At 50.8% G+C, this 22,295-nt stretch carries 21 protein-coding genes; 11 read left to right on the forward strand and 10 right to left on the reverse strand.

All coding sequences use genetic code 11. The annotated features are described in order from the left end of the window. Nucleotides 1-43: 43 nt before the first annotated feature. The 4 genes from CFK45_RS05945 to CFK45_RS05960 all read left to right on the forward strand — a co-directional run bounded on the left by CFK45_RS05945 (nt 44) and on the right by CFK45_RS05960 (nt 4,495). Entirely contained in the window at nt 44-268 is a 225-nt protein-coding gene (locus CFK45_RS05945) for a hypothetical protein (protein WP_096085524.1), read from the forward strand. 190 nt (nt 269-458) lie between these two features. After that, on the forward strand, nt 459-1,889 hold the full coding sequence (locus CFK45_RS05950) for a tetratricopeptide repeat protein (protein ID WP_096085525.1): 1,431 nt from the start codon (nt 459-461) through the stop codon (nt 1,887-1,889). A 9-nt stretch (nt 1,890-1,898) separates the two neighbouring features. Continuing rightward, nucleotides 1,899-3,797, forward strand: a complete 1,899-nt coding sequence (locus CFK45_RS05955) for an ATP-binding protein (protein ID WP_143247487.1) — start codon at nt 1,899-1,901, stop codon at nt 3,795-3,797. A 5-nt stretch (nt 3,798-3,802) separates the two neighbouring features. Next, complete coding sequence (locus CFK45_RS05960) at nt 3,803-4,495, forward strand: response regulator transcription factor (protein WP_096085527.1); 693 nt, start codon at nt 3,803-3,805, stop codon at nt 4,493-4,495. A gap of 39 nt (nt 4,496-4,534) precedes the next feature. On the opposite strand, the gene CFK45_RS05965 is transcribed toward CFK45_RS05960, so the two are convergent. Next, complete coding sequence (locus CFK45_RS05965; protein ID WP_096085528.1) at nt 4,535-4,831, reverse strand: c-type cytochrome; 297 nt, start codon at nt 4,829-4,831, stop codon at nt 4,535-4,537. Between the two features lie 320 nt (nt 4,832-5,151). Between CFK45_RS05965 and CFK45_RS05970 the strand changes: the two genes are divergently transcribed. The 3 genes from CFK45_RS05970 to CFK45_RS05980 all read left to right on the forward strand — a co-directional run bounded on the left by CFK45_RS05970 (nt 5,152) and on the right by CFK45_RS05980 (nt 10,280). Next, nucleotides 5,152-7,902 (forward strand): TonB-dependent receptor, encoded by a 2,751-nt coding sequence (locus CFK45_RS05970; RefSeq protein WP_096085529.1) that lies wholly within the window; start codon nt 5,152-5,154, stop codon nt 7,900-7,902. A gap of 105 nt (nt 7,903-8,007) precedes the next feature. Then, on the forward strand, nt 8,008-9,549 hold the full coding sequence (locus tag CFK45_RS05975; protein WP_239923590.1) for a tryptophan halogenase family protein: 1,542 nt from the start codon (nt 8,008-8,010) through the stop codon (nt 9,547-9,549). Beyond that, a complete protein-coding gene (locus tag CFK45_RS05980; protein WP_096085531.1) occupies nt 9,546-10,280 on the forward strand; it encodes a SapC family protein in 735 nt (244 codons plus the stop codon). The genes CFK45_RS05975 and CFK45_RS05980 overlap by 4 nt, the downstream gene beginning before the upstream one ends. Here the strand turns inward: CFK45_RS05980 and CFK45_RS05985 are convergent. Continuing rightward, on the reverse strand, nt 10,277-11,143 hold the full coding sequence (locus CFK45_RS05985; RefSeq protein WP_204378427.1) for a pirin family protein: 867 nt from the start codon (nt 11,141-11,143) through the stop codon (nt 10,277-10,279). The genes CFK45_RS05980 and CFK45_RS05985 overlap by 4 nt on opposite strands. Before the next feature lie 63 nt (nt 11,144-11,206). Further along, the gene (locus tag CFK45_RS05990) at nt 11,207-11,782 is read right to left on the reverse strand and encodes an FMN-dependent NADH-azoreductase (protein ID WP_096085532.1); all 576 of its coding nucleotides are present in this window, start codon (nt 11,780-11,782) and stop codon (nt 11,207-11,209) included. Nucleotides 11,783-11,907: 125 nt separating this feature from the next. Between CFK45_RS05990 and CFK45_RS05995 the strand changes: the two genes are divergently transcribed. Further along, the gene (locus CFK45_RS05995; protein ID WP_096085533.1) at nt 11,908-12,783 is read left to right on the forward strand and encodes a LysR family transcriptional regulator; all 876 of its coding nucleotides are present in this window, start codon (nt 11,908-11,910) and stop codon (nt 12,781-12,783) included. Between the two features lie 17 nt (nt 12,784-12,800). On the opposite strand, the gene CFK45_RS06000 is transcribed toward CFK45_RS05995, so the two are convergent. The 4 genes from CFK45_RS06000 to CFK45_RS06020 form a co-directional block, all read right to left on the reverse strand. Then, nucleotides 12,801-13,808, reverse strand: a complete 1,008-nt coding sequence (locus CFK45_RS06000; protein ID WP_096085534.1) for a LacI family DNA-binding transcriptional regulator — start codon at nt 13,806-13,808, stop codon at nt 12,801-12,803. Between the two features lie 299 nt (nt 13,809-14,107). Next, entirely contained in the window at nt 14,108-15,685 is a 1,578-nt protein-coding gene (locus CFK45_RS06005) for a thrombospondin type 3 repeat-containing protein (protein WP_204378428.1), read from the reverse strand. 192 nt (nt 15,686-15,877) lie between these two features. Beyond that, a complete protein-coding gene (locus CFK45_RS06015) occupies nt 15,878-16,807 on the reverse strand; it encodes an alpha/beta hydrolase (protein ID WP_096085537.1) in 930 nt (309 codons plus the stop codon). A 2-nt stretch (nt 16,808-16,809) separates the two neighbouring features. Then, nucleotides 16,810-17,499 carry a pseudouridine synthase gene (locus tag CFK45_RS06020; RefSeq protein ID WP_096085538.1) on the reverse strand — a complete coding sequence of 230 codons (690 nt, stop codon included), beginning with the start codon at nt 17,497-17,499 and terminating at the stop codon, nt 16,810-16,812. A 46-nt stretch (nt 17,500-17,545) separates the two neighbouring features. Here CFK45_RS06020 and CFK45_RS06025 point away from each other — a divergent pair, with 46 nt between their 5' ends. Further along, nucleotides 17,546-17,917: a hypothetical protein gene (locus CFK45_RS06025; protein ID WP_096085539.1), complete on the forward strand. Its 372-nt coding sequence runs from the start codon at nt 17,546-17,548 to the stop codon at nt 17,915-17,917. Here CFK45_RS06025 and CFK45_RS06030 read toward each other — a convergent pair. Further along, a complete protein-coding gene (locus tag CFK45_RS06030; RefSeq protein WP_096085540.1) occupies nt 17,896-18,483 on the reverse strand; it encodes a hypothetical protein in 588 nt (195 codons plus the stop codon). The genes CFK45_RS06025 and CFK45_RS06030 overlap by 22 nt on opposite strands. A gap of 95 nt (nt 18,484-18,578) precedes the next feature. On the opposite strand from CFK45_RS06030, the gene CFK45_RS06035 reads away from it, so the two are divergent. Then, a complete protein-coding gene (locus CFK45_RS06035; protein WP_096085541.1) occupies nt 18,579-19,226 on the forward strand; it encodes a class I SAM-dependent methyltransferase in 648 nt (215 codons plus the stop codon). 69 nt (nt 19,227-19,295) lie between these two features. Then, nucleotides 19,296-19,664, forward strand: a complete 369-nt coding sequence (locus CFK45_RS06040; RefSeq protein ID WP_096085542.1) for a VOC family protein — start codon at nt 19,296-19,298, stop codon at nt 19,662-19,664. Between the two features lie 6 nt (nt 19,665-19,670). Here CFK45_RS06040 and CFK45_RS06045 read toward each other — a convergent pair whose 3' ends face one another. Both CFK45_RS06045 and phoR read right to left on the reverse strand, forming a co-directional pair. Beyond that, entirely contained in the window at nt 19,671-20,873 is a 1,203-nt protein-coding gene (locus CFK45_RS06045) for a GNAT family N-acetyltransferase (protein ID WP_096085543.1), read from the reverse strand. Between the two features lie 55 nt (nt 20,874-20,928). Further along, nucleotides 20,929-22,266 (reverse strand): phosphate regulon sensor histidine kinase PhoR, encoded by a 1,338-nt coding sequence (gene phoR / locus CFK45_RS06050; protein WP_096085544.1) that lies wholly within the window; start codon nt 22,264-22,266, stop codon nt 20,929-20,931. Nucleotides 22,267-22,295 lie beyond the last annotated feature (29 nt).

Here is a 22,295-nt window from a genome sequence, read left to right on the forward strand (position 1 = left end):
CTGAAGGTGGGCCTCAATTTACCCGTTTGGAAAAGTTTTAAAAATGAATATTTTCTTGGAAGGGAAACCATACAAAGACAATCAGGTTGTTGCCAACCTCGGTGCCGAAGCTCCGGTTTATAAAGATGGCAAGCTGCAAACTATGACGACCAGTTGGGATATCTTTAACCATGTGCACGGCGTGGCGGTAGATCCAGATGATGGCAGCCTTTATGTCGGTCAGTGGAAAGCTAAGCAGACCTACCCGTTTAAATTGATTAAAGTTTAGATCCTTATACCTGCAAAGGCCATTAGCGAAAGCAACGGCCTTTTTTCTTTCTGTGAAGCTATCCCCTTTGGTGACAAAAACAGGATAATGATTCCCTAGACTGCCACAGTACCAAATGTGCTTAATTCAGGAGGAAGTCATGTCATTCGGGAAAAGGTCAGCCAGGAAACTACTTCTCTCTAGCCTATTTGTGCTGAGTTCAGCGAGCTACGCTCACAATTTTGATAAAGAGTGGAACGAAGCCGTCTATCAGCAGCAAACGCTTGGAGATTTGGATGCGGCTTTAGCTATCTACAACAAAATTATTGAAAATGCCGAGGACAGAAAGCTCGTTGCATTTTCGATGCTCAATGCCGCCCAGTGCCACGTCCAGCTTGGTGATGAGCTGATTGCGAACGCGCTGTATGAAACCTTGAAGAAAGACTATAGCGATATAGACGGCGTGCAGGCTTATTTGTCTCAGCAGGGACGCAGCCCCTATTTAAGCCCCGATGAGCTTCTGCCGGTGCCCTGGCAAGATGGTGAAGTGTTGCAGTTTACAAACTACAACCTAGAAGAGCGCCCCTTTGGTTATGCGGTGCGCACCAAAACCTTGACCGAAGTCGAAGGTGAGCGAGCCTGGCAGACCGATATCTTATTTGTCTCTGACCAAAGTAATCAGTTTTCTCACCAGGAAGTCGAAAGCCTTGAAAAGAGCAGTGCGCCGATTCGTTATGAAAACAGCTCTTATGGCATTGTCTACGCAACAATCGATATTGATAAAGGCAAAGTAACATTTGAAAACCCTCACCGAGGGCAAAAATTCGATTTTGAGTATGAAGATAACAGCTATATGGGGCTTGAAATCGATGAGATTGTCCGGCGTCTGCCGCTGTCCGAACACTACGAAACCCGTATTAAAGCAATCTATCCGGGCAATATCGGTTATTTCGATGTTGAAATAAAAGTGACTGACGGCAATGCTGAGCTGGAGTTTGATGGTAAAAGCGTCGAGGCTTGGGTTCTGCAAGTTACCAGCCTTTCCCATAAAGGTGATGTGCTCTGGCAGCAACAAGTCTGGGTTGGCAAAGACGAGCGCCGCTTGCCTTTAAAAGGCGAAGGCAAAATGGGAAGTTTTGTGCTGAGCTCTGCCGATTCCAATGCCGCCAAACAAACAAGCCATTTTAAAGTGGGTTATACCAGTCGAAATTTGAACTTTGAACTGCCTCCGGGCTGGTTCGGTTTTACCGTATACGGCCGCAATGATGAAAGTCAGCGCGCATTTTTCTACAGCCAAGATGGTCGCAGTTCGGCAGTGCTCGGCTGGAAAAAAGACTATGAGTTTGACTGGAGCAAGGATCCGCTGAGCAAGAAAACAGATGAGTCGATAAAGTGGGCCGAAGGTTTTGTTTCAAACCACGAGGTCAAAAAAGATAGTTTTCAGCTGCTCAGTGTTGCCGGCAGTGAGGCGATTCGTTATCAGGCTTCTTTTACCGGGGGTGGACACGACTTTATTGAAGACAGGCTCTGGATTAAAGGCGACAAACCTATTTTTTATAGCCTGGTATTTAATAGCTCTGTTGCAGCCTTTGAGAGCGAGCGAGATGATCATCAGGCGATATTAGAGAATTTTAGTAAATAGGCTCAACACTTGAAGCTTCGATCTTTGATCGCCGCTATCCAACCAGCGGCGATCTTTTTTTTCTTTGGTTTGGCGCTGCCGGTGATCGCCACCATTACTTTTCTCTACCATTCGGCCGAGAGCGAACGCTTGGCGAGTAAAAAAAAGCTCGAGCTGCTTTATCAAAAAGAGCTTCAGGTACACGTCAGTGAATTTTCGGCAACTTGGCGAGATCGTTTACAGTCCTATCAAGACCAGCTCGACGAGCAGGGAAAGGCCGCCTGGTTAAGCATCGTTGCTGACAGTGAGGTTGTCAGTGCCGTTCTGTGGAATGAAAAATCTCAAGCGATTGCTCCTCACCCCTCCCATTCCAATATGGCTTTTCAGCGCAAACAACTCTTGTGGTCTAGCGCACAAGCTCAAGAGTTTCAGCAGCGAAATTATCGCTCGGCACTGAGCCTGTACCAGCGCATAAGCAGCCACAGTAAAGGCATTGAGGCGCTACTGGCAATGCTGGCCGAGGCGCGCTGTTTGATTAAATTAGATCAGCGAGATGCCGCAATTAAGCGTTATCACTCCATGCTCGACTTTGAGCTGGATGCCCAGCAAAGCCATAATTTTGGCCGCGACCCCCGTTTGGATGCCGTGCTGCGTTTATCAGAGCTCGATCTATTAGTTGCCGATGACGAAGAAAAACTTGTGCAGCTATTAAGTGACGAGGCCAGTTTGTCCTCACTCGGTCAGCGGCAGTTGGTATTTGAAGGCTTGCTTGATCGTGGATATCACTTTGGGCAAGTCTTACTCCAGCTAAAAAAAGCGGATATGTTTTGGCGAGATTATGAGCTCAGCCACAATCAGCAGGATATGGATTTTAGCTCGCTTAGTGGCTCGTATATCAATCTCAGTAGTGATGAGGGCCGTTTTAATATATTCCTTGATAAACAGCATTTTAGTGAGCAGCTTTCTCGAAATTTTTCGCAGCAGCACGGCGAATTTTCCGGTCGACTACAGATTGTGGATTTGGCATCGCAGCTCAATAATAACAGTGTCGCCTTTGAGCTGCGTGTTCCTTCTCCGTTTGATGCTTACGTGATTCAAGTACATGTGGATCGGCACGGTTCTCTAATTCGCTCTGGCTCTATGGGGCTGTCAAGTTTTTACGTTGTCGGTTTTGCCCTGCTATTTATGTTAAGTGCCTCGGCCATTTACGTATTTGTGCGCATGCGTCGGCAGGAAAAACTCAACGAACTGAAAAATGACATGATGGCAACGGTTAGTCATGAATTGAGAACACCATTGAGTTCAGTTCGGATTTTAATCGATAACTTAATTGAAGAGCACGAAGCCAAAGGCGATAAGCTTGCAGACTACCTGCGCATCATCAGTGATGAAAACGAACGCCTGACTCGTTTGGTCAATAACTTTCTCAGTTTCTCTCGTATAGATCGCGGTCGTTACGATATCGACAGTGATTATTTTTCGGTTAATCTGATGTTAAATGAGGTGGTCAACAGCCTGTCACTCAAATTAAACCAAGCTGATGTTGAGTTTAGCTTTAAGCCTCTTGAGCAAGATATCGATTTTTATGGGGATCGCGATAAACTGATTGTGGTTGTCTTTAACTTGTTAGAGAACGCCTATAAATACTCTACAAAATTAAAGAAGATTGAGTTGCTTGCAGAGCGTATTAACTCAGAGCTTGTACTTTCGGTTACAGATAACGGCTGTGGCCTTTCTAAGCTTGATCAGGAAAAAGTATTTGAGAAGTTTTACAGAGTTGAGCAACAGCTCAGTCGCAGCACTGAGGGCTGTGGCCTGGGCCTATATATCAGCGCTTATATCGTTGAGCTGCACGGCGGTCGCATTGAGCTGAGCAGTCAATTAGGTAAAGGCAGTTGTTTTCGCATGCTCTTGCCGCTAATGGATTAACAATAATGGAAAAGTCAAAAGTTTTACTGGTCGAAGATGATTACGCAATTATGCGTGGTTTGCGCGATAGTTTTTCGGGCAAGGGCTATGAGGTCAGTTTTGAAATGGAGGGGCCTGCGGCTCTGCAAACTGCGTTAACGGGTCAGTTTGATTTAATTCTGCTCGATTTGATGTTGCCACTGATGAATGGTTTTGAAATCTGCGCCGCAATTCGCGAGGCCGATATTGATACGCCGATAATTATGCTAACCGCCAAAGGTGAAGAGGAAAGTGTGGTTCGCGGCCTTAACCTCGGCGCCGATGATTATGTTATTAAGCCGTTTAGCATGGCTCAGCTGCACGCACGCTGCAGTGCGTTTATTCGCCGCTATAAACAAAAGCAGCCAGAGTTATATACCTTTGCCGAGTTTCAGCTCGATCTCAGTGCCAAAACCTTGATGCATAAACAGCGAGGCGAGATTAAGTTGACACCAAAAGAGTACAACATGCTTGCCTATTTTTTGAAAAAAGATGGTCAGGCGCTGACGCGACAGATGCTTTTGAATGCCGTCTGGCACAGCACTTTACTGACAACGGCCAGAAGTGTTGACCGCTGCGTGAACACGCTCAGGGGTAAAATCGAAGACGATAGCCGCAGGCCCAGATTTTTATTGTCTGTGCGCGATGTCGGCTATCGTTTTTCTTCGGGGGCGGCTTAGGCCTGTTGATCTAGCACCTGTAACAGGTGCTGATACAAGCTACTTTTGCTTGGAGTAATACTCCGCCAGGGCCTTGATATCGGCGTCGCTGAGTGTTGCCATTTGTGCCGTCATAATGCTCGCCATGCCGCCTTTTCTATCGCCGCTTTTGTAGGCCTTCATTGATGTTTCTAAATAGGCTTGGTTTTGGCCATTGAGCTTTGGATAGCTCGGGGCAATGGGCTCAGCGCCGCCAGCGCCGTGACAGGCGCGACAAGCCGCTTCTTTGGCCGGTGCTTCGGCGTACGATAGTGCACTCAAACTGAGCATTAACAGTGTGCTTAGAAACGTTTTCATCTGATTTCCGTCATCTTAGTTAAATAAACAAAAAGCGCTGTTGGCCGTTATTTCGACACAAATTTGCTGGCAAGACAACTGCTGTCACTTTAAACCAGATTGATGGGCTTTTGTGTTGAAACAAATGCTAAGTCTAAATTTGCTGATTGACATCAATCTCGTCCTTCTCTAAGTTGCTACTCAAGCTGGAAGAGGGAAAGCTCGTTGTACTTTCAGCCCATTCAGATTCAAGCCCTACACCGACACAGGTGTAGTACTGCGCCGAGGATGTAGGCGCTTGGATGGAGATGTGAGGCCCACAAATCTGAAAGGATAAATACGTGAATAATAATAAGTGTTTTAGCCGTAAGGCTCTACCTGTGGCAGTGCTTGCAGCAATAACCGCTCAATCTGCTCTGGCTCAAGATAGCGTTGAAGAAGAAGTATTAGTTACCGGTATTCGCCAGTCCCTGGTTCAGTCCATGGATGTCAAACGCGAATCCAGCGGGGTTGTCGATGCAATCTCGGCGGAGGATATTGGTAAATTCCCCGATACTAACCTCGCTGAATCGCTGCAGCGTATAACCGGTGTATCGATAGACCGCACCCGTGGCGAAGGTAATCAGGTTACTGTGCGTGGTTTTGGCCCCGCTTTTAACCTAGTTACTCTCAACGGTCGCCAGATGCCGACTTCCTCGGCCCTGTCGTCAGAACCTGTATCGCGCAGCTTCAATTTTAGAGAAATTGCCGCTGAAAGTGTTTCCGGGGTTGAGGTCTATAAGACCGGTAAGGCGCATGTACCGTCGGGGGGTATCGGTGCCACAATTAACATGAAAACGGCAAAGCCTTTTGACTTTGACGACTTGGTAGCCCGGGCTAGTGTCAAGGGCATTATCGACACCAGTGTTCAGTCAGACAAAGGCGATACGATGACCCCTGAAGTGTCCGGCATGATAAGCCAGACCTTTATGGAAGGCCGTTTGGGTCTGATGGCTTCTGGTTCTTACTCAAAGAGAAACTACCATCAGGATACAAGCGGTACGAGCTGGTATTGGAATACCGGCTACCCTTGGGCTGTTGGCCCAGTCGACACCAGTGAGATTGATACCGAGCAAAACCCCGATCTCGCGGTTTGGAGCACACCTGAATACGGTATTCAGAAAGCCGACTACGAGCGCGAGCGGGTGAATGGCCAGTTGGTTCTGCAGTTTGCACCGACGGATAATGTTGTCGCCAGCTTGGATTACACCGTTGCCAATATCGAAGATAAAGGTGAAGTGGCGCGAACCTCTTACTGGTTTGACAATTACTCAGCTGCGACTGCGGACCGTAACGGCACGCTCAAAAAAGTCTACCGCCATGATGAATCACTGAACTTCTGGGCTTGGGAATACAACTACGAGACCGATAACGACTCACTTGGTTTAAATGTTGAGTGGCAAGTAAATGACTCGTTGAGCCTTAGTTTTGATGCCCACGACTCAACATCTCACGCTAACCCCGGCATGCTTCCGGCTGAGAAAATTGCCAACTTAAACAACTTTGATGAAGTTGTGGATATTTCAGGTTTCTTCGATGGTGACCAAGGTGCTGTCTATGTTGACGACAGCCGTCTTGGCGGCGGTGCTTACGCCAAGCAAAACCTTCAGGCCGACTTATACCAAGAGCGTGGATACGAAGTTGAAAACAATATTCAGCAGTTCCAGTTTGGCGGTATTTTATCCACCGATATGTTTGGCATAAATACGGTTAACTTTGGTTTGGCTCACACAGCTTATGACCTTACGGTCAACGAGCTCGCCGAGAGCAGCTTTGCTTTGCGCGGCGGTGCGATGGATATCAGTGACCTTGATATTCTCTTTGTTGACGGTGCACGAGGTTTTGACAAATATGCCGAATACGATGTGAACCAGTTTATCCGTATGGTGGATGAACAAGGTTTAACCGGTACGCGCACGATTTTCCGCGACGGTGTTGAAGAAGATACTTTGGCTGCTTATGTGTCGTTTGACGGCGAGTGGAGCGTTGCCGACATGCCGTTAAAAGCAAATATTGGTTTGCGCTACGAGTCGACCGATGTCACCGCAAAAACACGTGCGGAGCCCGTTATTGGCTTTGCTTACGTAACGCCTTCTCAGCTTGATCGTATATACGGTGATATGCAATCGCTGGAAGATGAAGGAAGTTATTCTGAGTTGTTGCCAAACCTTGATTTCTCTCTAGATTTTAATGAGAGCATGGTTGGCCGCTTCTCTTATAGCCAGACTATCGCTCGCAGCAGCCTGGATGCGCTGTACCCCGGAGAAGTGCGTATTACCGATGCACGTCCCGGTGTATTTCAGGCGAACCAGGGCAACCCAGATTTGGTACCGTATAAGTCAGATAATATTGATCTGAGTTTTGAGTGGTACTATGCCGAAGGTAGTTATGCGTCGATCGGTTATTTCTGGAAAGACGTTGATAACTTCATTGGGTTAAGTACAACAACAGAAGATCTAATGAGCCCTGAGGGCCCGGTAACCGATCCATCTGTAAATCCACGCCCAGGCTGCCCCGCGCAAGATAATACCGCTTGTCAATCTCAACCTAGCGACCCTGTGGTTCAAATTGATGTGGCTCGCAGTGTCAATCAGCGCTCGACAAGCGTAGATGGTCTCGAGCTCAATGTTCAGCATTTATTTGGTGAAAGTGGTTTTGGTGTTGTCGCCAACTACACCTTTGTTGATGGTGAAGATGAGTTTGATCCCAAGAGCTTTGACAATGACTTTGCGCTCAACGGTTTGAGTGATACCGCTAACTTGGTTGCTTTTTACGACAAGCATGGTTTTGAAGCGCGTATTGCCTATAACTGGCGCGACAAGTTCTATTCCGGCAACGACGGCAATAATCCGATCGAGCCCAAGTTTACTGCCGCTTATTCTCAGATTGATGCGAATATTAGTTATGACCTGACTGATAATTTCAGCATCTTTTGGGAAGGTGTTAACTTGACTGATGAGCCGACTCAGGTGCATGGGCGCTGGTCCAACCAGGTTGAATCCTATGAGACTTACGGGCCGCGCTACACCATTGGCGGCACAATGAAGTTCTAGTAAAGGATCTCCACCCGGTACTAGATGTTGTAGTGAGGCCGCCACAGTAGTGGCGGCCTTTTTTATAGAAATTTATTTTGTAAACGTATTTAACTGGATGGCACAGTGAAAAGAATAATAATTGTCGGCGGTGGTACGGCCGGCTGGCTGACCGCAGGTACTCTGGCGGCTAAGATAAAAGAAAGCTGTGATATGGGCCCGCGTATTACACTGGTTGAATCACCAAATGTGCCGATTGTTGGTGTTGGGGAAGGCACTTGGCCGACTATGCGCAATACCCTAAGGAAAATGGGAATTCGCGAAACGGATTTTATTCGCGAGTGCGACGTATCATTTAAACAGGGTGCCAAGTTTGCTAAATGGACCAGCGGTGCCGACAACGACTTTTATTATCACCCGCTTATTCTTCCGCAAGATTTTAATCATATTAATTTAGCTCCGCACTGGCTTGACCAGGGTGCCGGGCAGAGCTTTTCCGAAGCTGTTTGCCCTCAGGAAGCGCTGTGTGAGTTGGGCCTTGCACCGAAACTTATTACCACACCAGAATACGCCAGCGTTGCCAACTACGCCTATCATTTAAATGCCGGCACCTTTTCGAAATTTTTGCAAAAACACTGTGTCGATAAGCTCGGTATTGAACATATCCTCGACGATGTATTGAGCGTAAACAGCGCCGACAATGGCGACATTCGCTCGCTTAGCTGTGCCAGCGGTAGTGAAATTGACGGAGACTTATTTATTGACTGCAGCGGTTTTAAATCACTGCTGCTCGGTCAGCACTATCAGGTAGCGTTCAAATCGTGTAAAGACACACTGTTCCTGGATACGGCCCTGGCTGTGCAAGTGCCTTACCCGGACGAGAACAGCGCTATTGCTTCACACACTATTTCAACGGCGCAAGATGCCGGCTGGATCTGGGATATCGGCTTGTCTTCGCGCCGCGGGGTTGGCCATGTATATGCCAGCGATTACTGCAGCGAACAAGAAGCCGCCGACAAGCTGCGCGCTTATGTAAAAGCCAGCGGTGCCGACGCCGATAAACTTGACTATAAAAAAATATTGATCCAGCCCGGCCATCGCGAAAAGTTCTGGCATAAAAACTGTGTTGCTATCGGCCTCTCTGCTGGATTTTTAGAACCGCTTGAAGCCTCGGCTTTAGTACTGGTTGAGATGTCGGCGCAGATGATTGCCGAGCAATTGCCGGCAAATCGCGCGGCGATGTCTATTGTGGCAAAGCGCTTTAATAAGACGTTTAGCTATCGCTGGCAGCGTATTATCGACTTTCTCAAGTTGCACTACATTGTTAGCAAACGCGATGACCACGATTTTTGGATTGATAACCGCAACAAAGCTACCATCCCCGATAGCTTACAAGAGCTGATGGAGCTGTGGACTTATCAAAGCCCCTGGCACGATGATTTTGATCACGCAGCAGAAGTGTTTCCCGCTGCGAGCTATCAGTATGTTTTATATGGCATGGGCTTTGAGACCCAGGCGAGTTTTTTAGAGCGCTCTGAGTCTAGAAGAAAACTAGCCATGGAAAGTTTCCAAAAAAATAAAATGTTAACTCAGCAATTAGTTCAGCACTTGCCAACTAACCGGGAGTTGATAAATAAAATAAAAGAATACGGTTTGCAAAAAGTATGAAAAACAATATTGAAGTATTAGATGCAGGCAAGCACAGCCAGCTTAAAGTTATTACCGGGCGCGGCGCAGAGTTTGGCGAGAATGTACACTTTGTACCGGTTGTCGCCGATGAGTTAAGAAGTTTGGTGCTCGACTACCCTATCGTGCTGATGAAAGATGAGCAGACCGGTCAGTTCTCTTTGTTTGCGTTATTGGGTTTTGAGCCGGGTGAGAACCTTTATCTTAACGGCCGTCAGTGGAGTGCAAGTTATCTGCCTTTGCACGTTCGCCGCCAGCCCTTTGTTATATCTTACGCAAGCGATGCCGCTGGTGATAAAAAAAGCGCGGCACTTAGCATCGATCTTAGTAGTCAGCGTGTTCAAAACGATATGGGCGAGCTTTTGTTTAATGGCGACGGTAGCCCGAGCCCCTATTTGACGCAAATAAATCAACTGTTAGCAAAACTTGTCGGCGGCATGGATATAAGCCAGCGTTTTGTACAGAGCCTTGCCGAGCTAGATTTAATTGAACCGGCGCAAATAAATGTCGCTTTTGTTAACGGCGAAGAAAAAAGCTATGACGGCCTTTATACTGTGCATGAAGAAAACTTACAGGCATTAGAGCAAAGTAAACTCGCCGAGTTGCACAGCAAAGGCTTTTTACAGGCTGCATATTTGATGCTTGCATCGATGGGCCAAATCAGCAAACTGATAGAAATGAAAAACCAACGCCTGCAACAGGCTGTCGGCTAAGGGCCACTGTTAACGGCATTAGCAGCTAACTGGCCTTCGCGATAGTCGCGCAAGGCCTGTTCTATCTCTTCGATACTGTTCATGACAAAAGGCCCGTATTGAACGATAGGTTCGCGCAGCGGTCGGCCGGCCAGCAGCAGTATTTTGCTATCTTTTGTGCTTTGTATTTCGAGTTTCTGCTCTCCATTTTCGTAGCTCAACCTAGCAAGTTCTTGGCGGTGAATTTCGGTCTCAGCGATTTTTATTTGTCCATCGTAAACATAAACCAGGGTGTTAAGGCCGGGGTTTAAGTCGAGCCGTAAATTTTTGTCAGCTTCTAAGTGCAGGTCTAAATACAGGGCTTCGGTATCTTCTACTTGAAAATAACCCTCGATTTTTTGCCCGTCTATTTCTGCGCGCCCGGCCAGGGCTTTAATTGTTAAACCCTCTAGTTTGTAATTGGGAATGTTCGCCGCAGCGACATCTTCGTAGCGCGCCGCTTGCATTTTTTTAGCTGCCGGAAGGTTGAGCCAGAGCTGAAAACCGTGCATCTTACCCTGGCTCTGTTGGGGCATTTCTGAGTGGATAACACCGCGGCCGGCCGTCATCCACTGCAGCCCGCCGTCTTCAAGTAGGCCGACATTATTCATGTGGTCGCGGTGTTCCATCTTGCCCTGCAACATATAAGTAATGGTTTCAAAACCGCGATGGGGGTGGGCGGGAAAGCCGCCTATATAGTCGTCAGCGCTGTCGGAGCCAAAGTCATCGAGCATTAAAAACGGGTCAAAGCGCTCGGGCTGATGGCCGCCAAAGACACGCATCAATTTGACACCGTTGCCGTCACTGGCCGCCTGTGCTCGCAGTTTTTCAAGAACGGTTTTCACGTTGGGCTCCTGTGTATTGTTTAGCTTGATACAACAAGGTTAACAGGCCTTGGGCTGCATCATTTATGCAGCCAAGGTCTCAACTAAGGCCTCGATTTGGGCTTTGGCATCGCCGATGGCGCTGTCTTTGAAATCGCTCATTGCCAGGCCTTCGGCGTAGATAAATTCAGCGTCATCGAGGCCAACAAAACTCAACATCTGCTTAACATAGGGTGTGACAAGGTCTGAGCTTTTACCTTTGTGTTTGCCGCCGGCGGTACTGACAACATAGGTTTTTTTGCCAGTTAACAAGCCTTTGGGGCCCTCGCTGGTGTACGCAAAGGTTTCACCTGCGCGGGCGATGTGGTCAAACCAGGCTTTAAGCTGGCTGCTGATACCGAAGTTATACATCGGCGCGGCAATAATAATAACGTCGGCCTGTGTGACTTCGGCGATCAGCTCGTCGGCGAGTTTGGCTTCTCCGGCGGCGATGGCCGCTAAGGTGCTGCCGTCAAAGTGCGGCAGTTGTTCGGCAGCGACGTTGCGATAGCGTTCGCTGGCTTGGTGCTGCTGTTGCAGTTGCTGGCTTAAGTGAGCGCTGAGCTGGCTGGATTTACTGGCTTCACCGGTAATGCTTGAATCGATACGAAGAATGTTCATGGCGCGTTGCCCTCGTTTGTTTAACTGCCACGACAGTGGCTACTCAAGATTTACAGCTAGTTTAATCTTGAAAATTAGATTGATGGTGCGAATAATTAGCACTAAAACATCTAAATATTTGATATATGCCTTTACCGACTATTAATCTGGAGCAGTGGGCGGCCTTTTGTGCTGTTGTTGAGCAAGGCAGCTTTGCCGCGGCCGCTGAGCATTTAAATAAAAGCCAGAGCAGTGTTAGTTATACGCTGAACACTATGCAGCAGCGCTTGCCGGCGCCGGCACTCAAGATGGTCGGGCGCAAGGCCGAGCTGACCGAGCTCGGCCAGATGCTCTACCGCCAAGCCCGTGCCCTACTCGAACAAGCCTGTGCAATAGACAAAGCTGCCGAGGTATTGGCGCACGGCGGCCAAAGTGAGATCAGCATTGCAGTTGACGCACTGTGCCCCATGCAGCGCCTGTTTCAAGCGCTCGCGGCCTTTGCTGAGTGCCAGCCCTATGTGCGCCTGCGTTTGCTGGAAACGACCTTGAGCGGCACTGACGAAGCCCTGCTTGAAGCGCGCGCCGATATCGCGCTGACACCGTCGGTGCCACCGGGTTTTTTGAGCGAGCCGCTGTGGCCGGTGCAGATGCTGCCGGTGGTTGAATGCAAACACGAGTTGGCGCAGAGGCAGAATTTGAACGAAGCCGATCTCGCCTCGCAGCGGCAAATCGTTGTGCGCGACAGCGGCCGGCGTCGAGAGCAGACGGCGGGTTGGCAATCTTCCGAGCAGCGTTTGACGGTCAGCCATTTTGCCAGCAGTGTCGAAGCGGTGAAGGCGGGCTTAGGTTTTGCTTTTTTGCCGAAAGAGCGCATAGAAGCGGAACTAGAAAGCGGCGAACTTGTGGCCCTGGCGATGGAAAACCCGGCCGAGAGGCACATTAGTATTCGTTTGGTACTCGCCGATCAAAGTCGCGCTGCGCCAGTGGTGAAACAGTTGGCGGAAATACTGCGCAGTGCTTAATTATTTCATCGGGGCAGTTACACGCTTGGCGCCGGGCCGGTGGAGTGGCGAATAAGCAGTTTGTGGGCGACGATTTCTGCATCGCTACCGATATTGTTCCCGGCTATGGCTTGGCACAGCCGGAGCATACTTTGTTTGCCAATGGCTGCACCCGGCTGGGCAATGGTGCTGAGCGGCGGGTCGACGATCTCGGCGTAGCGTATATCGTCAAAACCCATCACGCTGATATCTTCGGGTATGCGCAGTTTGGCCTGTTTGATTTCGTGCATGGCGGCCATCGCCATTTGATCGTTTGCACAGAAAATCGCGCTCGGGCGCTTCTGTAAAGCAAGCAACTGGCGCGTGGCACTGCGGGCGCCGTCTAAATCCATTTTGCCTTCGACTAGCCACTGTTTTTCAATCGTTAAGCCCGCGTCTTGCATGGCCTGGCGATAACCTCGTTCGCGGTCGACGGTCAGTAGGGAGTTTTGGTCGCCGGAAATAAACGCAATACGCTTGTGCCCCTGTTGGATTAAATAGCTAGTCGCCTCGTGCGCTGCGGCGCTGTTGTCGATACGTACGCTCGGGTAGCTACTGAGCTCGGGATTAACACTCTCACAGCAAACAATAATCGGTTGTTGAGTTTTTTGTGTGCCCGGATTAAACGGGCAGCTACTTGCAAGCAGAATAATACCGTCGGCTTGTTTGGAGAAAATCATCTGATTGTATTCTTCCGCACTGATGCTTTCACTGCGGGTTTCGCGAATAAGTATGTTGTAGTGCTGCTCTTTGGCAACTTCATTAATACCTTGCATAACGGCGTCAAAAAACGGGTCGCCTATTTCGGGCACGACCACAACCACGATGCCACTTTTGCCTAAACGGAAGTTTCGGGCAAGCGTATTTGGCGAGTACTCTGTTTGTTCGATCGCCGCTTGTACGCGCTTGCGTGTGGCATCTTTAACCAAGTCTGGGTTGTTGATATAGCGAGAAACAGTTGCGATAGAAACGCCGGCAACTCGCGCAACTTCTTTAATTGAAACCATTTAAGTCACAAATACGGTGCGGGTGATTAATCCCGATTTATTGTTTTTAAGGCACTTTTCTCGGGTGCTCGTGATTATAGAGTTAAGCTGCTGTCACGGTAAAACACTCGAGTTTGTCTGTCACCGCAAAAAGTCTAAGGGACTTTAAGCGGCTATTATTAAAACTGGAAATTATTTTTATTTCTTATCAAGTACTTAGCACGGCGTGTGGGCCCAGAAGCGCTGTTTTACGCAAACCCAAGCGCATTAATTTTTAGCTCATACTGTGCGCTAATTCATGCTCGCGCTTTGAGCTACTGTTAGCGAAGTTCAGCAAAGGTGTTCGGGAAATTAAAACCGTAAACGCGGCCGTGGTCAAAAATTGCGCGATACATTTCACAACGGAAGGCGTCTTCACTTTTATCGCAGAAGTTTCTCGCCTCGCGCATGGTGCTTGGGCTGACGCGTGTTGTGTCTGTGGTTTTTAAGGCGATGCTTTCAAACGTGCTGATGCCGTCTCGCACATCGTACTGTTCTTCTCTGGCGTGGCAGCCAATGCAAACACTGCCGCCTTCAACCATGCGGATATGGTCAAATGGGCTGCCGTAATTAATTTCATCATTAATTGGAAAAATAAGCTCGGCTTTAATCGAGCGACCGTCACGGGTGACCTCACTCATTTCGAGCAACGTTTTGGGCTTGTCTTTATCAACTGTTGTGACGATCGATAAATACAACTTTGTGTTGTAGCGAATAAAGACCCGCGGGTTTTTTTCGCCCTGAATGGCCGGTTGTGCGCTAAAAGGGTTAGACGTTGCATTGATATACATCGGTCGCGGCAGCGCCTGTACAAAACATGGCAAGGTCAGTGGCTTGGGCATTAGGTTGATAAAATCGACAAGCGTGTTGATGTCTTTGAGTTCGACATTGGGGTTGTCGCACAGCTGTGTTTGCGCTTCGGGCACATTGGCGTCGAGCGGTGCGATATCTTCGTCGTCGTTGTAGCCGTCGTTGTCGTCGTCGCGGTCGTAGTTGTCGCCAACGCGATCATCATCGTTGTCGGCCCACTCGTCGGGGTCGCTGCTGAAGGCATCAAGCTCGTCGATATAACCGTCGTTATCATCGTCGCTGTCGTGGTTGTTACCGATACCGTCCTTGTCGCTATCGAGGAATTCATTTGGATCTTTGGGCAGTGCATCGATATGGTTTTTTAAACCGTCGTTGTCGTCGTCGGCGTCGAGGCCCGCATCAATGGCGGCTTGTTCCGAGCCGGTATGGGCGCCGTTAGCCAGGCCGTCGCCGTCGATATCCGGGTCGCTGTTATTGCCGATACCGTCGCCGTCACTGTCGAGCCACTCGCTGGCATCGAGCGGGAAGGCATCTTGCTCGTCGAGATAAGTATCGTTGTCATCGTCGCTGTCGACCTCGTTGGCAAGACCATCGCCGTCACTGTCAAAACTTAAGTTTTTATCTCGCGGGGCGAGGTCTTCGCTATTGGGCGCGCCGTCGCCATCGATATCGGGATCGCTGTTATCACCTCGGCCGTCGCCGTCGAGATCACTCCATTCGCTGGCGTCATTGGGGAAGGCGTCTTCGCTGTCGAGCACACCGTCGTTATCGCTGTCGAGTGGCTGCGGATCGCCACTTGGGCTGGGTTGCGGCCTTGAGCTCGGCGCTGGGCTGGGGCTGGGCGCAGGGCTGACTGTTGGGCTCGGCTGCGGTGCCGGGCTCGCTGCGGTGCTGGGCTGCGGCTGGGCTGGCTCAGATGGCTCTGTGCTGGGTTGGTTGCTCGGCCTGCTAGTTGGGCTCGCCACTGGACTTGGGCTGCTTAAGTTAAGCGCAGAGGTGGTGCTGGCACCGCCACAGGCACTGAGTGTCAGGGCAGCAATTAAAGGCATAACAACAGCGTAAGCTTTCATGCGCAGAATGTCGGTCTTGAATGGGAGGGTGCCCAGTCTAGCTGTGCATACACAAGTTCTAAGTGAGCCCATTCACAGTTAGCCGCTTGTCTTGCAGCCCGGCGCAGCAGGCGCTAGTTAATCTGAGCTAATTTGATCTCGCTCAAAGTCGAGCCCGCTTGCGAATACCGCTTAGCCGTCGTTTTTCTGGCCAAAACCCGAGGCGTATTTGTTGATAAAGGTGTAGACGATTTGGCGATAGGCCTCGGGTTGTACAGTGATATCGTCGCCGTGGGCCGCTCCCCAGTTTGTGTGTTCAAATTGGTGGGCCTGTTTCATTGCCGCGGCGATATTGACGCTCTGCTGGCTGTCTGTGGCGGCGTCTGATTGCGAGTGAATAAGCAGCACCGGCGCCTGAATAAAAGCTGCCGCTGCACGCGTGTCGGCGCGCTCCAGGCGAACACCGGCGCGCAGCTGCAACACCAAGTTAACGCCGGAGCGAAACCAGTGCACCCAGCTGCCATACTGGCGCGCGCCGCGCTCGAAGATGGCGCTCTGCCAGTCCTGAAAAGGGCTGTCGGCAACAACAAAAGCCGGCTGAGCATTGAGTGCGGCCGCCTGCAGTACCGTTGCTGCACCCCAGCTTAAGCCAAACCAGCCGATTTGTTGTTCGCTGTAGCCGTGCTGTTCTTGCAGCCATTGGTGCAAGCTGAGCAACTCTAGTTTTTCGAGCTGGCCACCGCCTACGCTCTCGCCGTAGCGGCGGCCGTGACCGCGCATATCGTAGCGCAGCTGTGCACAGTTAAAGTCGGCAAAGGCCGGCTGAAATTTGTCGGACTGCAGGCGCTGCTCACCCCAGCCGTGGTTGTAGATAAGTACACACGGAGCACTGTTGTCGGAGCGTATATACCAGGCGTCGATAACGCCGCCGGCGGGGCTGGGCAGCTGAATGCGCTGAATATCGTCGCGCACTTCGAGGCGCTGTATCTGCGCGAGGGCGCCGGCGTCGTAGGCCGGCTTCAGAATTTGCTCACTAAAATACCAGCAGCAGGCGAGGTAAAAAACACCGAGGCTGAGCAGCAGGCTGCTGCTGATAAACAGATAGCGTCGCCAGTATTTCATGGTTATTTTGCTCTTTGTTTTTTTGATTGTTTAGCGCTGCTGTTTCTTTTTTGGCCGACTTTTTTGCCGGCCTTGCTGCGCTGTTTTGCATGCTGCTTTTGTCTTGCTTCAGCGCTCGGCCGCTGGCGAGGGCTCGGTTCGGCGAGTTCGAGCACTTTGTAGTCGCCGGGTGTTTCGATACCACTTAAATCCCAGTTGCCGACTCGCACGCGCACTAAGCGCAGGCACGGAAAACCAACCGCGGCACACATGCGCCTGACTTGCCGGTTGCGACCCTCGCGCAGTTCGAGCTTGAGCCAGCTGGTGGGAATGGCTTTGCGCTCGCGTATGGGTTTACTGCGCGGCCACAGCTGCGGTTCAATTAAGCTTTCGGCCCCAGCTGGAAGTGTCGGCCCGTCTTTTAATTCGAGCCCTTGACGCAACTTAGCAAGGGCCCGGCTGTCTATTTGGCCTTCGACTTGAGCCCAGTACTCTTTGCTTGTTTTTTGTGTGGGGTTGGCAATTTGATGCTGCAGCTGGCCGTTGTCGGTGAGCAGCACCAAACCTTCGCTATCTCTGTCTAAACGCCCAGCCGGATAAACTTTGTTTAAGCGTTTATCGGTTATATAGTCGGCAAGGGTTGCCCTGCCCTGATCGTCGCGAAACTGGCAGAGCACATCGTAGGGTTTGTTTAACAAGACTAATTTGGCCATCGTGGCGCTAGTTTATCAGCCGCGAAGCCGAGCAAGGAGATCTACATTGAAATACCTGCCGTTTATATTGGCGCTGACCTTGGCAGCCTGCGCAAAAAACAGCGAACCCACAGCACCGGTGACGCTGGTAGAGCTGTATATCGATGACGGTGCGCTGCAGTGTGAGCAGCCGCCGCGAAGCCTCGAGCAAAGCAAGGCTTTGTTAACGCAGCAAAAAATACAGGTTGGCGCCGCCCGCTGCGCGCGCATAGACGGCATGGTTGCGATGCAATGCGGCTTAAAAGATCTCAATGTTCACGTTGTCAGTGTCAGTGAAGATGACGTTGGCAAAGCTCGCAGTTTAGGTTTTGAGCCGATGAGCCAACTCAGTCACCACGGCCAAAAAAGTTTGATTGATCAGCCCTGCCCTTCACCTTGATTAATAAGCTGCAGCATGACGATGGCCAGCGCCAAGCTCGGGCTTTCTGGCCAGGCCAATACTTTAAAGCGGGCGAGCTCTGTGTCGCGCGGGTTGCGAAATAGCTGCACAACTTTGTCTATGCCGCTGTAGTCGGGCTCGGGAGCTTTGAACATCGCCACCTGTACGCGGCGTTTGTGTTCATCGGTGACAACTTTGCTCATGCTCTCGAGCTCGGCGATCTGCTCAAGCAGCGAGCGAAAATGCGGGCCGACTTTGCTCAGCACGGCCACGGTGTTTTGCTGGTCGTCGAGCAGGCGATCGTTTTCGATAGTCCAGCTGCGCTGGCGGGAAAGCATGGAGATTTCTGTCAGTACACGCCCGGCTTTGCGGTGGTGGACCAGATGCAGGCTGGCGCTGGCATCGCTGAGATCGACAATCTCAATTTCGTGGCCAACATGGGGGCGCTCGTAGTGATCACAGAGCAGGCGCTCTTCACCATCAACAAGGCAGCGCAAACTTTGATGTTTGCTCAGTCCGGCGCCTCGTTGCGCTTCGCGAACACTGCGTAAGCTATACATCGTCATCGTCGATTCCGTTACTTCTCACTAACCATAGTCAAGCCCTGTGCCTTTGCCCAGGCTGCCTTGCTTTGTCTGCCTCAAATGCTCAAACTGGGGCGATGAGCCAAGTTTGCCCCCTGTGTAGTTGCCCTTCCCAGCTAGATTTTTATGTCGATAAGCGCCGCGCTTACCAGCGCTGCCAGCGCTGTTATCTGGTGTGGGTCGCAAGCGAGTATCAGCTCAGCCGCGAGGCTGAAAAAGCTGAGTACGATTTGCATCAAAACGAAGTCGATGACCCGGGATACAGGCGTTTTTTAAATCGTTTGGCCGAGCCGCTGCTGGCGCGGCTGCAACCGGGAGCACAGGGGCTAGATTTTGGCTGCGGCCCCGGGCCGGCGCTGGCAAGCATGCTCGAGCAAGCCGGTATGAACGTAAGGCTTTATGACGTCTATTATTTTAATGTATCTGAAAGCCTGTGTATGCATTATGATTTCATTTGCGCGACGGAAGTGATCGAACACTTGAGTCAGCCCGGTGCAGAACTGCGCCGCCTTTGGGCCCTGCTAAAGCCCGGCGGTATGCTGGCTCTGATGAGTAAACTGGTGATTGATCGCGAGGCCTTCTCGCGCTGGCACTACAAAAACGATGCAACACATATTAGCTTTTTTTCGAAACAAACCTTGAGTTGGCTGGCCAGCGAGTTTGATGCCGAGCTCAGCTATCACGCCGAGGATGTGTTTTTTTTGACAAAAAAAACGCTTGCTTAAGTACTTGTTGCACAGGTTATTGTTAATCAATTAAGCGGCGGTGACAGCGCGGCTTTGCGGGGGTAGAGTGTGCATAGACATCACAAAATCAATTACATAGAGTTTGTCGCCAGCGATCTCGAGGCGACCGAGGCCTTTTTTAAAAAACTCTTTGGTTGGAGTTTTACCTATTACGGTCCCGACTATATGGATTTCAACGACGGTGTGTTAAGCGGTGGTTTTTATCGCGCTTCGATGCGCGCCTCTTATGAAGAGGGCGCTCCTTTGATGGTGTTTTACAGCGATGATCTAGAGCAGAGCTACGCCGAAGTTATCGCCTGTGGCGGCACTATATGCAAAGAAATCTTTAACTTCCCCGGCGGCCGCCGTTTCCATTTTTGTGAGCCCAGTGGCAACGAGCTGGCGATATGGCAAGAAAGCACTGCCGAGCCGGGCTAAGCCGCTTTAGCCCAGATCAGAATCCGGCTCGATTAAACAGCTCGCCCGACTTAAGTTAAAACCCTCTTTGTAAGGCAGGTAAGTCCTGGCTTGGTTGAGGTAGTGCAGATTGTGCTGGCGCTCTTGCGCGCAGAACGTTTCGATTGCCGGTTTGAACGCAGCTTCGTTTAAGTAGTGCCAGCTCTGTGTCAGTACGGGTTCAAATCCGCGCTGAATTTTATGCTCACCCTGGGCCCCCGGGCAAAAGCGCTCTAAACCCTCGCGGATGGCGTAGTCGATGCCCTGGTAATAACAGCACTCAAAATGCAGGCCGTCGTATTCCTCCCGGCAACCCCAGTAACGTCCGTAGAGGGTGTGTTGATCGCGAAAGTACATCGCCGCTGCAACGGGCTGGCCGTTTAATATGGCCTGGCACAACAGTACCTGATCTGCGAGCTGCTCGGCGATAGTTAAGAAAAATTCCTTGCCGAGATAGCCCAGGTGGCCGCTGCGCTTTAAGTAGGTTCGCTGATAAAGCTCGTAAAAATTGCGCCAATCCTGTTCATTTAACTCGCTTGCCGAGTTAAAACGCAGTTCAAAAGCCGCGCTTTTCTGGCGTTCTTTTTTGATGTTTTTGCGCTTGCGCGAGCTCATCTGCTGCAGAAAGTCGTCAAAGCTTGTGTAGTGGTGATTAAACCAGTGAAACTGGGTGCCGCGGCGCTCGATAAAGTGCTGTTGGCGAAAATCAGCGGGGCCTGGCTTATTTGAGTTGTTGTTTGAGCGTTGATTGGCTCGGGGGAACAAGCAGTGTACACCGCTGCAATTATTTGTTTTTGCCAGTTCGACTAAGGCCGGCAGTATCAGCGTTTGATCAAAGTCGGCTGAACAGGCCCAGCGCGGGCCACAGCTTGGCGTAAACGGAACGGCGTTAATAAGCTTTGGGTAATAGTTAAGGCCATAGCGCTGATAGGCATCGGCCCAGGCCCAGTCAAATACATATTCGCCATAACTGTGCTGCTTGAGGTACAGCGGCAGCGCCAGGCAGAGTTTGCCGCTGTTATCGAAAGCGACTAAGTGCTGCGCTTGCCAGCCGGAATCGCCGCCGACACTACCACTTTGTTCGAGCGCTTGCAGAAACTCATAGCGGCAAAATGGATAGTCGTCCGGCCAAAGTGTATTCCACTGCTCGGCTTTAATATCGCTAAGCTCGGTGAGGCTCTGTATCTGCAAAGTGACCCCTCAAAGGCGTTTGGCTGAGCTTAAGCCCCGGGTTTAGAGGGCCTGTTTAGGGCGCCACTGCACTGGGAGCTTGGTTTTTTTCGGCAACAACAAGGCGCTCAATTGGAAAACTACAGCTAAAAGTCGAGCCGGCACCGGGGCGGCTGGCGATACGCAAAATGGCGTCGTGGCGCAGCAGTACGTGTTTAACAATGGCCAGGCCGAGGCCTGTTCCGCCGGCGCCGCTTGAGCGGCCGCCGTCAACACGATAAAAGCGTTCGGTCAGCCGGGGGATGTGCTTGGGATCAATGCCGACGCCGTCGTCGCTGATATGTAAGTGGAACATTGGCCCACTGCGTTCGCTGCTAAGGCGAATGGTGCAGGCGTTACCGGTATCGCCCGAGGCGTATTTTACGGCATTAAACACCAGGTTACTGATTGCGCTGCGCAGTTCTTTTTCGTTGCCGCGCAGGCTTAAGCCTGTTTCGATATCGTTGACCAGTGTGTGATCGAGGTTTGCGATGGCGCGGCCGTCGTTGATAATTAAGCCGCCGAGGCGGTTTAAATCGACCAGCTCGTTTTGGCCGGATCGATCGTCTGTCTCGAGTTTGGTTAGGGTGATAAGGTCGTTGACCAGCGACGTCATACGCAGGCCCTGCTCGTGCATTTGCTCAAGCCCTTTTTGCATCAGCGGGTTCAGCTCTGGCACGCTCATCAGGGTTTCGACATAGCCGCGCACCACGGTTAGCGGTGTGCGCAGCTCGTGACTGACATTGGCGACAAAGTCGCGGCGCATTTGCTCGAGTTTGGCAACGCGGGTGATATCGCGCACGATAATCAAACGCTCGCCGGCGCCGAATGGGTGCACCTGAAATAACAGGCGCTGGCCCTCGTTGCGAAAACTTTCAATTTCGAGAGGCTCGCGGTATTCACCGGCGTCAAAGTAGTGCTGAAAGCGCGGTTCGCGCAGGATATTGGTAATGCGTTGGCCGAGGTCCACTTCGCGCAGACCCACCATGGTGTTGGCGGCGTCGTTCCACCATTCGATATTTGCGCGGCTGTCGGCGAGGATAACGCCGTCGTGCAGTGCGGAAGTCATTTGTTGAACCCGGCTGACCACCGTCTGCAGGCGCAATTTATCTTTTTCGTGGCGCTGATTCATCAACTTGATGTCGTCGGCCATTTCCCCCCAGATACCAAAAAACTGGTTTTTCCCCGGGCGGCTGATGCGGGCGTCAGCAATCCAGGCTTCGAGCCGGCCGAGATTGCGGAACAGCCAGAGGGCGTAACTCAACAGTGCAAAAATAGCGGCTTCCCGACCTAGGTCAAAAGACAGGCCGACAAAAACAATCGCACAGACATAGACAGCAAACCACTGAAGCTCAGTGGCCAAACCTTTGCGCATATAGCTCGTTCTTTAAGCAGCGGCTAGCA

This window comes from Agaribacterium haliotis (assembly GCF_002312815.1).
Taxonomy (GTDB): domain Bacteria; phylum Pseudomonadota; class Gammaproteobacteria; order Pseudomonadales; family Cellvibrionaceae; genus Agaribacterium; species Agaribacterium haliotis.